Source organism: Mycobacterium bohemicum DSM 44277 (genome assembly GCF_001053185.1).
Classification (GTDB): domain Bacteria; phylum Actinomycetota; class Actinomycetes; order Mycobacteriales; family Mycobacteriaceae; genus Mycobacterium; species Mycobacterium bohemicum.
Genome location: NZ_CSTD01000003.1, coordinates 292,284 through 305,461, shown reverse-complemented (window position 1 = coordinate 305,461; position 13,178 = coordinate 292,284). Strand labels below are relative to the sequence as shown.

Below are 13,178 nucleotides of genomic sequence, written 5' to 3'. Positions count from 1 at the left end.
GGCTAGCTGCGGATCTGTGGTTTGAGCGCGCGAGCGTTGCGTTCGCGCACCACCCCCCACCACAGCCCGAGACCGTACGCCAGGTCGTCGACGCGTTTGAGCAGGAGGTAGGCCAGCAGCCCGAGCGGCTCGGACTCGTCGCCGACGGCATCCCGGCGGCGCAGCCAGTCCACCACGCCGTCCATGACGGCGGCGACCAGGACGACGTGTCTGAAGTGGCGCGAGAGCAGGGCGGCGAGTAGCGCCAGCGGCCAGTAGTGCCGGCACAGCGCCGAGGCCAGCTGCAGCGCCGCCGACCACAGGCCGCGCGAGGCGATCGCCAGCACATCGGCCAGCGACGTGTCGGCATCGCGCATGGCCCGAGCGACCCGGCGCCCCGTCAGCACCGCCACCAGGAGCGACGCCAGTTGGGAAAGCCCGGTCCCGAGCGCCATCAAAGTCCAGGCCGTCAGCGCCCAGCCGGAGATCACCACCGGCGCCGTCTTGTCCGGGTGGCGAATCGACAGCGGCGCCGCCGAGCCACCGTAAAAGGCCTTGCGGACGAGCCAGTCACGCAGTTCGGTCCGGTGGTCGTGCGCGACCAGCGCGATCGGCTCGTAGCGCAGGCGGGCGCCCGTCTCGATCAGCCGCCAGCACAGGTCGACATCCTCGCCGGACGTCATGGTCTCGTCGAACCCGCCGATCTCCCGCAGGGCCGAGCAACGGCAGATGATGGCCGCGCTCGGCACGTAGGACACGGTGCTGTGCGGCAGGACCGGCGCTTCGCGCTCCCCGAGGTCGAGCGACGAGTGGACCGCCTCGTACCGCGCCACCACGTTCTCGCTTTGCGACAACCCGACGATGCGCGGCGCGACCAGGGCGACGGTGGGGTCACAGAAGTGCCCGAGCAACGCCTCGAGCCAGCCGCGCCGCGGGGCGACGTCGGAGTCGAGGAACGCCACGAAGTCGGTGGTGCAGGCGGCCAGCCCCGTGTTGCGCGCGGCGGCCGGGCCCCTGCTGCGGGCGTGGCGCAACACCTCCACGTCGCAGTGCGCGCCGACGAAGTCACCCGGTTCTATCGGTGGGCACGACCCGTCGTCGACCACGATGACGCGCAGCCCACGCAGGGAACTGACCAGGCGCCGCACGCCGGAAAGGTTGTCCCGCACGGGAATTACCACCGTGACGTCGCGGTGCGACGGGCCGCCGGCGGGCCGGGGGTGGGCCACCGTGGCGTCCAGCAGGGCGCGGGCCAGCCGGGCGCTGTCGTCGTCGCGCACCTTCAGCCGGCCGTCGCAGAGCATGTCCTGGGCGGCCGGCGCCAGCTTCAGCAGTCGGGTCGGGGAACCGCCGAGCAGGGCCGAGCCGTCGCCGAGCACCCGCACGCGACGATCCACCTGGACGGCGAAGCCGTCCGGCAAGCGGGGCTGGCTCATGTCAGCATTCCGTCCGCGCGGGGCCGCCACCGGGTGACCCGATGCGCACACTCGGTGACCATGGCGCCGAAGATGCGGGCGCCCTCCGCGGCGGTCGCGGTGGTCGGGTCCCCCAGGACTCCGACGGGGCTGACCGCGGCGACTCCCCCGCGGCGCATCGACGGCAGCAGCTCGGGCAGGGGCGCGCGGTTGCCCGCGAGCCATCGGTCGGTCAGGACATCGGCGGGCGAAATATGCAGCAACACGGATGTTTCGGTATGGCCGGCGTGGGCGTCACCGTCGGCGGCGAAGCACGGGCACCATCCGGCATCGCGCCCCTCGGCCCGCAGCGTGCCGACGGCACGGTGAAGGGCGGCGACGTTGCCGCCGTGGCCGTTGACGAAAACGAGGCGCCGGGCCCAGCAGGCGGCCGACCTGCCATATTCCACCAGCAGCTCGGTCAGGGCGCCGGTGCCGATCGAGATCGTCCCGGCGAAGCTTTGGTGCTCGCCGCTGGCGCCGTAGGCGATGGCCGGCGCCACCAACCACTCCGACCCGAGGTGGGCCCGGGCGGCCCGCGCGACCGCCGTCGCGATCCGGGTGTCGGTATCCAGCGGCAGGTGCGGACCGTGCTGTTCGGTCGAACCGAGCGGGATCAGCACCGACGGCGAGAGGTCGGAGAGCTGGCCCGATGTCGCCGCTCCCAATTCGCCGAGTACAGGCACTCGGTGATGGTAGGCCGAATTCACCTGGCGTGCACCAGTTGTTGTCCGGTGAAAACGAATTTTTTCTGGCTCGTTCATCCTGGGTGAGAAATTCGGCTCGTTCGTCACGTGGGCCCCGTGGGTACCACGCGGGCGCGACCGTGCCAACGTAAAGCTGGGCAAAGATGACCTAAATAACAGAGATCCGGTCAGGACTCGCCGGCCGGTGGCACGCCGAGCGCCCGGGCGAAGCCCGCCGGAACCAGCACGTCGTCTTCGACGAGGTCGTGCACCGACGCGCGCCCGAGGCCCATCAGCGCCGAGTCGATGCCGCCGCGCAGGATGTCCAGAACGTTCTCGACGCCGGCCTGCCCGGCCGCCGCCAGGCCCCACAGGTATGCGCGGCCGATCATCACCGCGCGCGCCCCCAGGGCCAACGCCTTGACGACGTCACCGCCGCGCCGGACGCCGCCGTCGAGCAGCACCTCGACCTGGTCGCCGACGGCCGCCGCGATCGCCGGCAGGGCCCGGATGGACGCCGGGGTGCCGTCCAGGTTGTTGCCGCCGTGGTTGGACACCGATATGGCCGAAACCCCGGCATCCACAGCCCTTTTCGCGTCGTCGACGCGCATGACGCCCTTGAGCATGAACGGACCGCCCCACAGCTCGCGCAGCCAGGCGATGTCCTCCCAGGTCGGCGGCGGCGTCCCCATCCACTCCCCGTAGGCGTCGAAGAAGCGGGGACCGGGTTCGCCGCGGCGGCCCTGGTTCGGCACCCGCAGCTCCGGCGGCCGCAGGGTCTTGCCGAACTCCCACAGCCAGCGCGGCCGGACGATCGCCTCCGGGGACAGGCGCAGGAACGTCGGCAGGTTCATCTTCTCCGGGATCTTGGGGCTGCCCCAGTCCCGGCCGTGCGCGAACGTCCAGTCGGTGGTGACGATCAATCCCACCGCCCCGGCCCGCCGCGCCCGCTCCACGCGTTCGGCGATGGCGTCGCGCCCGCCGAGCCAGTACACCTGGAAGAAGATCTTCGGGTTGGCGGGGATGACCTCCTCGATCGGCTTGCTGGCGAACGAGGAGAGCCCCATCGCCGTTCCGCGTGCCGCCGCGGCCCGCGCGACGGCCACCTCGCCGTCGGGGTGGACCGCCTGCACACCGGTCGGCGAAATGAGCACCGGCAGCGAAATGTCTTGTCCCATAACGGTGGTGGACAAGTCACGTTTTTCCGGCGCACCGACGACGTGCGGGGCGAACCCGAGTTCGCCGAATGCCTCGACGTTGTCGGAGACCGTGGCCCGTGACGCACTCGGGGTCCGGCCCGTCGAGCGGCAGGCCGGTGAAGAACTTGGCCGCCATGCAGCCGCCCCGGCAGCTGTCGTAGTGCCCGCAGCTGCCGCAGGCACCCGCGGACTGCGGTTCGCGGAGTTCGCGGAACAGCGGCGCGTTCTTCCAGACGTTGGCGAAGCCGACTCCAAAGCCGGTGTCGGTCAACACATTTCCGGCCAGGAAGCGGTCGTGGATGGCGAACGGACAGGCGTACACGTCCCCGACCGGGTCGATCAGGCATACCACCCGGCCGGCCCCGCACATGTTCAGGCCGGCCAGCGCGCCGGACTGCCCGAGCGGTGCCAGGTGGAAGAAGGAGTCACCGGTGAGCACCCGCTCGCCCTTGGCCACCAGCCAGTCATACAGCTGGACCTGCTGGGCCGCGGTGGGGTGCAGGTCGTCCCAGACGTCGGCGCCGCGCCCCGACGGACGCAGCCGGGTGATCCTCAGTGTGGCGTTGTAGCGGTCGGCCAGCGCGGCGAACTCGTCGAGCTGGTCGACGTTGTGCCGGGTCACCACGACCGAGATCTTGGCTCCCCCGTTCTGGGAGAATCCCGCCGCCGCGAGGTTTTCCAGCGCACGCACCGCCATGGCGAACGACCCGGCCCCGCGGACGGCGTCGTTGACCTCCGGCGTGGCGCCGTCGAGCGAGATCTGGACGTCGACGTAGTCACTGGCGGCCAGCCGCTCGGCGACCTCGGGCGTGATCCGGATGCCGTTCGTGGAGAACTTCACCCCGACGTGATGCGCGGTGGCGTAGTCGACGAGCTCCCAGAAGTCCGGGCGCACCGTGGGCTCGCCGCCCCCGATGTTGACGTAGAACACCTGCATGCGTTCCAGCTCGTCGATGATGTCCATGCACTGCCGCGTGGACAGCTCCCGTGGGTCGCGCCGGCCCGATGACGAAAGGCAATGCACGCAAGCAAGATTGCACGCGTACGTCAGCTCCCACGTCAGGCAGATGGGCGCGTCCAGCCCGCGTTCGAACTGCTCGATGAGCCGCGGCACCGCCGCCTTGGCCGGAGCCGTCATTGGGCCTCCTTCGGGATCAGCATTCGGGAATCGGCCAGCGCTCCCAGCGCGTGCAGGTACGGGCCCTGCCCGGAGTCGTCGACACCGGCGGCGCGGCAGGCGGCGTGGGCGTCGGGATGTTCGTCCAGCGACCGCACCACGGTGAGGAGGGTGCGGTTCTTGACGAAGGAGAGCTTGCGCGTGCCGAAGTGGTAGAGCAGCGCGCCGAAAGGTTCCGGACGGACGGCCACCTGGGGGTGCAACCGCCAGCCGCGGTCGGGGTCGAACACGGGTGCGGGTGGGGGGTCAGTAGACCCCGCACATCCCGTCGATGGAGACCTCTTCGACCAGGGTCTCGGTCACGAGTTCGGTGTCGGTGTCGGTTTCGCGGTCCACGGGCCTTGCCTTTCGTCAGGTCTTGACAACGATGGTGTGGGTCACAATCGTCGTCAGAATATGGCATCGAGTGCCGAAACGGAAGGGCGGGTCCGATGATGCCCCAGCCTCGAGTTGGCCGGCGCCGCTCCACCACGCCCCAACACATCGCCGACGTGGCCATCGAGTTGTTCACCGCCCGGGGTTTCGCCGACGTCAGCGTCGACGACGTCGCACACGCCGCGGGCATCGCCCGCCGCACCCTGTTCCGTTACTACGCGTCGAAGAACGCGATCCCGTGGGGCGACTTCGACACCCACCTCGCGCACCTGCGCGACCTGCTCGACGGCGTCGACCCGAGGGTGTCGCTGGGCGAGGCGCTGCGCGCGGCGCTCTTGGCGTTCAACACCTTTGACGAGTCCGAGACCGTGCGGCACCGCCAGCGGATGCGGGTCATCCTGCAGACCGCGGAGCTGCAGGCCTATTCGATGACCATGTACGCGGGCTGGCGGGAGGTCGTCGCGGGATTCGTGGCCCGCAGGACCGAGGGCAAGACCACCGACCTGCTGCCGCAAACCGTCGCGTGGACGATGCTCGGGGTGGCGCTGAGCGCCTACGAGCATTGGCTGGCCGACGAGTCCGTCCCGTTGCCGGTGGCGCTGGGCATCGCCTTCGACGTCGTCGGCGCCGGGCTGAACGGGCTCGACGGGTGAGCAGCGAGCACCTGCTGCACTCGCTGCGGTCGCAGGGACTGTTCTGCGCCGGCGCCGGCTCGCCCATGTACGGCGAGCTGCTCGAGCAGGTGGCCGCGGACGTGGAGGCCGGCGGTGTCTTCGCTTCCATCCTGTCCGGCCACGAGGACGACCCGTTCGGCCACGCGGTTCCGCTTCGGCTGCTCGGGGGCTTGCACCGGCTCGTGCTCGACGGCCGGGCGGCGGGGCTGCGCCGCTGGTATCCCAGCAGCGGCGGCGCGTGGGACGCCGAGGCCGCCTGGCCGGAGATTCTGTTCGTCGCCGAGCGCCACCACGATTCGCTGCGCGCGGCCCTGGACCACCCGCCGCAGACCAACGAGGTGGGCCGGTCGGCGGCCCTGATCGGCGGCCTGCTGTGCGCCAACCACGAATTTAATTTGCCAATAAGGCTTTTCGAGATCGGGACGAGTGCGGGGCTGAACCTGCGCGCCGATCACTACCAGTACCGCTTCGCCGATACCCGGTGGGGACCGGCCGACTCGCCCGTGGTCATCGCGGACGCGTGGCGCGGGGCGTTGCCCCCGAACGGCCCCGTGCGCATCGTCGAGCGCCGCGGGTATGACATCGCGCCCATCGACGTCATGGGCGACGACGGGGAGCTCACCGTGCTGAGCTACGTGTGGCCCGACCAGCACGCGCGGCTGCAACGGCTGCGCGGCGCCGTCACGGTGGCCCGCGGCGTCCCGGCGCACCTGGAGCGCAGGACGGCGGCCGACGCGATCGCCGGCCTCACCCTGGCCGAGGGGGCGCTGACCGTGCTCTGGCACTCGATCACCTGGCAGTACCTGTCCGCCGAGGAGCGGGTCGCGGTCCGCGGCGGCGTCGAGGAGCTGGCCCGCCGGGCCGGTCCCCGCTCGCCGTTTGCCCACCTCACGCTCGAGCCCGCCCGCGACGGGCCCGGGTCTCCGATCAGGTTCCTGATCCGGGCCCGCAGCTGGCCCGGTGGGGAACTCGACGTGCTGGGCGAGTGCCACCCGCACGGCCCGCCGGTCACCTGGTATTAGCGCTATCGCCACTAGCCGGGCAGCGCTTCGGGATTGGCGACTCGGACGGGCGTTCCGTCCAGCCAGGCCGTCACGGCCTCGATGGTGTCGGCGTAGAAGGCGCCGAGCATCTCGCGGGTGACGTACCCGAGGTGGGGAGACAGCGTCACGTTCGGCAGGCGCCGCAGCGGGTGGTCGGGCGGAAGCGGCTCGACGTCGAACACGTCGAGCCCGGCGCCGGCGATGCGCCGAGCCTGCAGCGCGGCCTCGTCGACGATCGGCCCCCGCGAGGTGTTGATCAGGTAGGCGCTCGGCTTCATCAGCGCCAGCTCGGGCGCGCCGACGAGGCCGCGGGTGCGCTCGGAGAGCACGAGGTGAATGGACACCACGTCGGATTCCTCGAAGAGCGCCGTCTTCTCGACGCGGCGGGCACCGGATTCGGCCGCGGCCTCCTCGGTGAGGTTCTGGCTCCACGCAACCACCGGCATGCCAAAGGCTTTGGCGTATTCGGCCATGCGTTTGCCGGTCCTGCCGAGACCCAAGAGCCCGAGCGTCTTCCCGGCCAGCGTCACGCCCGTCGCCGTTTGCCACCCGCCGTCGCGCATGCGGCGGTGCTCCTCGGCCAGGTTGCGCACCGTGGCGATCATCAGCCCCCACGCGAGCTCCGGCGTCGCGTCGCGCAGGGCCCGGAACCGGGGGGCGGTGAAGTCCGAGTGGGCCACCAGCACGCCGCGCTCGGTGGCCGCGGCCATGTCGAGGTTGGGCAGGGCCCGGCCGACGATCGTGATCAGCTTGAGGTCGGGCAGCCGCTCGATCAGCGTGCGAGGGAACGCCATCCGCTCGCGCATCGTGCAGACCACGTCGAAGCCGCGCAGCGCTTCGGCGGCCTCCGCCTCGGACAGGTGCCGGTCGAAAACCGTTATCTCCGAACGACTCCGGACCTGCGACCAGTCGGCCACCTCGAGGGCCACGCCGGCGTAGTCGTCGAGTATGGCGACCCGGGCCGGCCGCCGCGTCAGCCGAGCACCTCGGCAATCGGCGCCGCGGCGGCGATTTTGGCGCGGGTCTTCATCACCTTGCCGGGCATGCCCCCGCCGACCACCCCGACCAGGGCGCCGTCGCGTTCGTAGTAGGCCAGGAACTTGCGGCCGTCGTCCTCGACGAGGTGCACGGTGTCGGTGGCCTCGGGTTCGCCCAGGCACTGAATCTTGACGTCGTACTGGTCGCTCCAGAAATACGGGACGACGACGACCGACGGCGCCTCCTGGCCCAGCATCGCCGGCACCACGACGCGGGCCTGATCGGCGACGTTGCTCCAATGCTCCACGCGCGCTTGGTGTCCCGTGGCGTCCCGCCAGGACGCGACGTCGCCGAGCGCCCACACGTTGGGGGCGGTCGTGCGCCCGGCCTCGTCGCAGAGGACGCCGTTGTCCACCTCGACGCCGCTGCCCTGTAGCCAGTCGGTCGCCGGGTGCGACCCGATGCCGATGACGACCAGGTCGGCAGGCAGCTCGGTGCCGTCGGTCAGTACCACGGTGTCGACGTGCCCGTGCCCGCGTACTTCGGCCACGCCCACGCCGAGGCGGACGTCGACGCCCTCGGCGCGATGCAGCCGGGCCACCAGCTCGCCGATCCGTTCGCCCAGCACCGCCGCCAGCGGGGTCGGCTGCGGCTCCACCAGCACCACGTCCACGCCCAGGGTGCGCAGGCTGGCCGCCACCTCGCAGCCGATGAAGCCGGCGCCGATGATCACGGCGTGCCGTGCGGCGGACGCGTGCTCGCGCAGCGCCATGCTCTCGTCGAACGAGCGCAGCACCCGGATGCCCTCCAGGTCCGGGAACGACGGGATGCGCCGCGGCACCAAACCCGTTGCGATGACCAGCTCGTCGTAGCCGAGCACGCTGCCGTCGGCCAAAGTGACCGTCCGCTTGGCGGTGTCGAGGCCGGTGGCGGCCGCGCCCAGCCGCAGGGTGATGCCCTGCTCGTCGTACCACTCGCGCGGTTTGAGCGCCACGTCGTCGGCCTCCTTGCGGAGCACCTCCTTGGACAGCGGCGGGCGGTCGTAGGGGACGTGCACCTCGTCGCTGACGATCGTGATGCGCCCGGGGAAGCCGGACCGCCGCAACTGCTCGGCGGTCCGGGCGGCGGCCAGGCCGCCGCCGACGATCACAATTGCGCGCTCGCCCGGGCCGGCGCCATCGTTACTGGTCACGTGGAGTTCATACACGATGGCCGATCAGTACTTCAAGGCGCCCTTGTCCACGTTGATCTGGGTGCCCGACAGCGTTCCCGAGCCGTCGCCGGCGAGCCACGCGACGACGTCGGCCACCTCGTCCGGCGACATGAAGCTCTTGGGCTGCAACGGCATCGGCGGGAAGCTGTGCACGAAGGCGGGATGCTCGGCGAAGATCCGCATCATGGCCTCCGGCTCGATCATCGGCGTGTCGACGGAGTACGGGTGGATGGAGTTGACCCGGATGCCGTATTCGCCCAGCTCGATCGCGAGGGTGTTGGTCAGCGCGGTGAGGCCGAACTTGCTGGCGGCGTAGTGGCCGTTGCCCGGTGTGGCCTTCACCCCGGCCGCCGAGCTGACGACCACGATGGAGCCGCCGTTGCCCGCGTCGATCATCGCGGGGATCGTGGCCCGCAGCGTGCGCCAGCTGCCGGTCAGGTTGACCCCGATGACGGTGTCCCATTGCTCGTCGGTGAGCTCCCAAACCCGGCCCCAGCCAAGCACTCCCGCGTTGGCCACGACGATGTCGAGCCGGCCGAACTGTTCGACACCGTCAGCCACCAGCTGGCGCAGCGCCGCGTCGTCGCGGATGTCGACCTCGCGGGTCAGGGCCTTGCGGCCCTCGCCCTCCACCAGGCGGGCGGTCTCGGCAAGCTCCTCGGGGGTGGCCGCCCGGTAGGACACGGTGTCCGACACCGGGGCGCAGATATCGAGGGCGATGACGTCGGCGCCCTCCCGCGCCAGCCGCACCGCGTGCGAGCGCCCCTGACCCCGGGCCGCGCCGGTGACGAACGCCACCCGGCCGTGCAGTGATCCCGCCTGTCCCGCCACGCGCAGCCCCTTCGCCGTCCTACGATTCCCGTCAGGCTAGCAGCGGAATTGGAACGTGTTCTAACGCGGTCTCGGCTACCGCGGGAAGTCAGATTTCGGAGATGATCTGGGCGCGCCGGCTCCCGTACTCCTGGTCGGTCAGCGCGCCGGTGGCGCGCAGCGTTTCCAGTTCTTGCAGCCGCTCGGCGATCGACGGCTTGGGCGGCGGGACCGCCGGTGCCGCCTGCGCGACCGCCGGCACCGGCTCGGCCGCTTGGGGCTGTTGTTCGGCCGCCCGGCGCACCACCGCCTGGATCTGCTGCCGCAAGGCCGGGTTGGTCCGGATGTCGACCATGTTGTTCAGCGGGACGTTGTTGGCCTTGAGGATCTGCAGAATCTCCATGAGCGGTCCGGCCTGTCCGCTGAGGTCGTAGGTCCGGTTGTCCTCGGCGATGGTGAACTGCGCGGGCACCAGGCCGTTGACCAACGCGCTGCGCTCCCAGTCGATGCGGTGCTCCTGCGTGGCGGGGTTGACCAGAACCACGAGCTTGCGGGCGTTGAGGTTGCCCAATCGGGTGACGCTGGCGATCACCCGGTCCTCGCTGTCGAAGGGCAGCAAACCGGGCCCGGCGATGTGCAGGTGCACCTTGACCACCTGCTGGTTGTTGATCCACGTCCCCGTCTCGGTGAGCCCGGTGATCTGGGCGAGCGCCAGCACCCCGCTCTGCTCGAGCGCCGCGTTCTTAGCCGACGACTTAGCGCCGTAGTTGGCCAGTCCCAGCGCGATGAGCACGTCGGCGACGGTGATAAGCAGGCCGACGTAGAACATCCACTTCAGGAGGTCGCCGAAGCCGAGGGTGAAGTAGACGATCAGGAAGATCGGGCCCACCAGGCCGCCGCACAGCAGGACGATCAACTGGGCCTTGAGGTAGCGGGCCAACATGTTGTTCCTCCGAATCGGACTAGGAGGTCGGCGACAGGCCCTGCGCGATCACTCCCCCGCTTCTTCCTGGGCCGCGGACCCCGGCGAATAGGCCGGCGTCGCGGGTGTGTAGGCGCGCGACGCCGGGGCCGCCCCCAGCGGCGTCCCGGTCGACAGCGGCAACGCGTTCGCCGGGATCGCGTTTGTGGGTCCGAGCTCCGCGCCTTCGGCCTCGATCGCCTCGACCGGAGCGGCCGGTTCGGCCGGGGCAACCGCGCCAACCGCCGTTCCCGATGCCGGAGACAGCCGGGCGGCGCGGCCGCGGTGGCCCTGGGCATCGGGCTGGCGACGGCTTTCGGTACCGGCCACCCCGCGCTGTATGCGGTCCTGATGGCGTCGTCGTCGGCCGCGGTGGCGCTGCCCGTGATCGACTCTCTGGGATTGCGGGGACCGACCGTGCTATCCGTGACGGCGCAGATCGCGATCGCGGATACGGCGTGTATTGTCTTGCTGCCCTTGGTGATTGACATCCGTCGCGCCCCGGCGACGGCGCTGGGCGCGCTGGCGCTCACCGGCTGCGCGACGGTGCTGTTCGTGCTGCTGCGCGCGGTCGACCGCCGGGGCTGGCGCCAGCGCCTGCACGACTATTCGAAGAAGCAGCGATTCGCCCTGGAACTGCGCTACAACCTGCTTCTCTTGTTCGCCCTCTCGGCGTTCGCCGTCGCCACCCACGTGTCGATCATGCTGGCGGGCTTCGCGCTGGGCCTGGTGATCGCCATGGTCGGCGAGCCCCGACGGCTGGCGCGTCAGCTGTTCGGGGTCACCGAGGGATTTTTCAGCCCGCTGTTCTTCGTCTGGCTGGGCGCCTCACTGCAGGTGCGCGACCTGGGATCGCACCCGAAGTTCATCCTGCTGGGCCTGGCACTGGGGGTTGGCGCCGTGCTGGCGCATTGCGTGGGCCGGCTGCTCGGCCAGCCCCTGCACCTGGCGCTGGTCGCGGCCGGCTGCGCGAAATCGAGCGGCGAGGCGTTGGCGGCCTCGGTGAGGCCGTACTGCGAAGCGCCGCCGGTCATGAGCTGCACGAATTGCTGATGGAACATCGCGGCCTGCGCGCTGAGCGCCTGATAAGCCTGGGCGTGGGCGCCGAACAGGGCGGCGATGGTCGCCGAAATCTCGTCGGCGCCCGCGGCCATCACCCCCGAGGTCGGGGCCAGGGCCGCCGCGTTCGCCGAGCTGAGATTGGACAAGATGGTCGCCAGGTCATTCGCAGCAGCCGCCACAAACTCGGGCGCTGCGACCACATACGACATCCGAACCTCCAAGCACGGCCTACTAGCCCCCCCGGTCGGTCCGAAGACTCGATTGAAAACGATCCTACCGTCCCGCGGGGCGCCCCCACACGGGAATTTGGGTAAACAAACACGAAGCCCGGACCGCCTACGGGCGATCCGGGCTTCGTGTTCGAGCTGGACTACTTGATGATCTTGACGACCCGGCCGGCGCCGACGGTGCGGCCACCCTCGCGGATGGCGAACCGCAGGCCCTCGTCCATGGCGACGGGCTGGATCAGCTTGACCGAGATGTTGGTGTTGTCACCTGGCATCACCATCTCCGTGCCCTCCGGCAGCGTCACCACACCGGTCACGTCGGTGGTGCGGAAGTAGAACTGCGGACGGTAGTTGTTGAAGAACGGCGTGTGCCGGCCGCCCTCGTCCTTGGACAGGATGTAGACCTGGCCCTCGAACTCGGTGTGCGGCGTGGTGGTGCCGGGCTTGACGACAACCTGACCGCGCTCGACGTCCTCGCGCTTGATGCCGCGCAGCAGCAGCCCGACATTGTCTCCGGCCTGGCCCTGATCGAGCAGCTTGCGGAACATCTCCACGCCGGTGACGGTGGTCTTGGTGCTGGTGGGCTTGATGCCGACGATCTCGACTTCCTCGTTCACGTTGATGACGCCACGCTCCACGCGGCCGGTGACCACGGTGCCACGGCCGGTGATGGTGAAGACGTCCTCCACGGGCATCAGGAACGGCTTCTCCGTGTCACGGACCGGGTCCGGGATCGACTCGTCGACCGCGTCCATCAGTTCGGAGACGGACTCGACCCACTTCGCGTCGCCCTCGAGCGCCTTGAGCGCCGAGACCCGGACCACCGGGGCGTCCTCGTCGAACTCCTGGGCGGCCAGCAGCTCGCGGACCTCCAGCTCGACGAGCTCCAGCAGCTCCTCGTCGTCCACGGCGTCGGCCTTGTTCAGCGCGACCAGGATGTAGGGCACGCCGACCTGCCGCGCGAGCAGCACGTGCTCGCGGGTCTGCGGCATCGGGCCGTCCGTCGCGGCCACCACCAGGATGGCGCCGTCCATCTGGGCCGCGCCGGTGATCATGTTCTTGATGTAGTCGGCGTGACCCGGCGCATCGACGTGGGCGTAGTGGCGCTTCTCGGTCTGGTACTCCACGTGGGAGATGTTGATCGTGATGCCACGCTGGCGCTCCTCGGGCGCGTTGTCGATCTGGTCGAATGCGCGCGACTCGTTCAACGTCGGGTACTTGTCGTGCAAGACCTTGGTGATCGCCGCCGTCAGTGTGGTCTTTCCGTGGTCAACGTGACCAATGGTCCCGATGTTGACGTGGGGCTTGGTCCTTTCAAACTTCGCCTTCGCCACTGTTGT

Annotated in this window: 13 protein-coding genes and 3 pseudogenes; 3 read left to right on the top strand and 13 right to left on the bottom strand. The window is 70.2% G+C overall.

From position 1 onward, the window contains the following. Positions 1–2 precede the first annotated feature (2 nt). The 6 genes and pseudogenes from mftF to mftA all read right to left on the bottom strand — a co-directional run bounded on the left by mftF (position 3) and on the right by mftA (position 4,831). Positions 3–1,415: a mycofactocin biosynthesis glycosyltransferase MftF gene (mftF, locus tag BN971_RS15925; RefSeq protein ID WP_085179202.1), complete on the bottom strand. Its 1,413-nt coding sequence runs from the start codon at positions 1,413–1,415 to the stop codon at positions 3–5. Next, positions 1,412–2,143 (bottom strand): mycofactocin biosynthesis peptidyl-dipeptidase MftE, encoded by a 732-nt coding sequence (gene mftE / locus BN971_RS15920; RefSeq protein WP_085179203.1) that lies wholly within the window; start codon positions 2,141–2,143, stop codon positions 1,412–1,414. The genes mftF and mftE overlap by 4 nt, the downstream gene beginning before the upstream one ends. A 164-nt stretch (positions 2,144–2,307) precedes the next feature. Then, a pseudogene (mftD, locus tag BN971_RS15915) lies at positions 2,308–3,390 on the bottom strand (pre-mycofactocin synthase MftD); the annotation flags it as partial. Continuing rightward, positions 3,314–4,456 (bottom strand): mycofactocin radical SAM maturase, encoded by a 1,143-nt coding sequence (gene mftC, locus BN971_RS15910; RefSeq protein ID WP_428978062.1) that lies wholly within the window; start codon positions 4,454–4,456, stop codon positions 3,314–3,316. The gene mftC and the pseudogene mftD, both read right to left, overlap by 77 nt. Beyond that, positions 4,453–4,725, bottom strand: coding sequence for a mycofactocin biosynthesis chaperone MftB (mftB, locus tag BN971_RS15905; protein ID WP_085179206.1), 273 nt, complete (start codon positions 4,723–4,725; stop codon positions 4,453–4,455). Before mftB ends, mftC begins: the two co-directional genes overlap by 4 nt. Before the next feature lie 16 nt (positions 4,726–4,741). Beyond that, positions 4,742–4,831 carry a mycofactocin precursor MftA gene (gene mftA, locus BN971_RS15900; protein ID WP_076061738.1) on the bottom strand — a complete coding sequence of 30 codons (90 nt, stop codon included), beginning with the start codon at positions 4,829–4,831 and terminating at the stop codon, positions 4,742–4,744. Between the two features lie 95 nt (positions 4,832–4,926). Between mftA and mftR the strand changes: the two genes are divergently transcribed. Both mftR and BN971_RS15890 read left to right on the top strand, forming a co-directional pair. Further along, positions 4,927–5,523, top strand: a complete 597-nt coding sequence (gene mftR, locus BN971_RS15895) for a mycofactocin system transcriptional regulator MftR (protein ID WP_169718542.1) — start codon at positions 4,927–4,929, stop codon at positions 5,521–5,523. Beyond that, complete coding sequence (locus tag BN971_RS15890) at positions 5,520–6,566, top strand: DUF2332 domain-containing protein (RefSeq protein WP_085179207.1); 1,047 nt, start codon at positions 5,520–5,522, stop codon at positions 6,564–6,566. The genes mftR and BN971_RS15890 overlap by 4 nt, the downstream gene beginning before the upstream one ends. A gap of 11 nt (positions 6,567–6,577) precedes the next feature. Here BN971_RS15890 and BN971_RS15885 read toward each other — a convergent pair whose 3' ends face one another. The 5 genes from BN971_RS15885 to BN971_RS25115 all read right to left on the bottom strand — a co-directional run bounded on the left by BN971_RS15885 (position 6,578) and on the right by BN971_RS25115 (position 10,879). After that, on the bottom strand, positions 6,578–7,564 hold the full coding sequence (locus tag BN971_RS15885; protein WP_245836525.1) for a D-2-hydroxyacid dehydrogenase family protein: 987 nt from the start codon (positions 7,562–7,564) through the stop codon (positions 6,578–6,580). After that, entirely contained in the window at positions 7,561–8,772 is a 1,212-nt protein-coding gene (locus BN971_RS15880; protein ID WP_090350284.1) for an NAD(P)/FAD-dependent oxidoreductase, read from the bottom strand. Before BN971_RS15880 ends, BN971_RS15885 begins: the two co-directional genes overlap by 4 nt. A 9-nt stretch (positions 8,773–8,781) precedes the next feature. Next, complete coding sequence (locus BN971_RS15875) at positions 8,782–9,609, bottom strand: mycofactocin-coupled SDR family oxidoreductase (RefSeq protein ID WP_085179209.1); 828 nt, start codon at positions 9,607–9,609, stop codon at positions 8,782–8,784. 88 nt (positions 9,610–9,697) lie between these two features. Next, complete coding sequence (locus tag BN971_RS15870; RefSeq protein WP_085179210.1) at positions 9,698–10,531, bottom strand: hypothetical protein; 834 nt, start codon at positions 10,529–10,531, stop codon at positions 9,698–9,700. 48 nt (positions 10,532–10,579) lie between these two features. Beyond that, positions 10,580–10,879 carry a hypothetical protein gene (locus BN971_RS25115; RefSeq protein ID WP_170322166.1) on the bottom strand — a complete coding sequence of 100 codons (300 nt, stop codon included), beginning with the start codon at positions 10,877–10,879 and terminating at the stop codon, positions 10,580–10,582. On the opposite strand from BN971_RS25115, the pseudogene BN971_RS25865 reads away from it, so the two are divergent. Then, positions 10,820–11,512, top strand: a pseudogene (locus tag BN971_RS25865) (cation:proton antiporter domain-containing protein); the annotation flags it as partial. The gene BN971_RS25115 and the pseudogene BN971_RS25865 overlap by 60 nt on opposite strands. Positions 11,513–11,526: 14 nt before the next feature. Here the strand turns inward: BN971_RS25865 and BN971_RS25860 are convergent. Both BN971_RS25860 and tuf read right to left on the bottom strand, forming a co-directional pair. Beyond that, positions 11,527–11,820, bottom strand: a pseudogene (locus BN971_RS25860) (PE family protein); the annotation flags it as partial. Between the two features lie 161 nt (positions 11,821–11,981). Continuing rightward, positions 11,982–13,172, bottom strand: a complete 1,191-nt coding sequence (gene tuf / locus BN971_RS15855; protein WP_085179211.1) for an elongation factor Tu — start codon at positions 13,170–13,172, stop codon at positions 11,982–11,984. Positions 13,173–13,178: the final 6 nt, after the last annotated feature.

What these genes read in the sequence shown, in the direction of transcription:
- mftC (WP_428978062.1), bottom strand. Translation starts at nt 4,456, where the DNA reads ATGACGGCTCCGGCCAAGGCGGCGGTGCCGCGGCTCATCGAGCAGTTC.
- BN971_RS15870 (WP_085179210.1), bottom strand. Translation starts at nt 10,531, where the DNA reads ATGTTGGCCCGCTACCTCAAGGCCCAGTTGATCGTCCTGCTGTGCGGC.
- mftF (WP_085179202.1), bottom strand. Translation starts at nt 1,415, where the DNA reads ATGAGCCAGCCCCGCTTGCCGGACGGCTTCGCCGTCCAGGTGGATCGT.
- mftR (WP_169718542.1), top strand. Translation starts at nt 4,927, where the DNA reads ATGATGCCCCAGCCTCGAGTTGGCCGGCGCCGCTCCACCACGCCCCAA.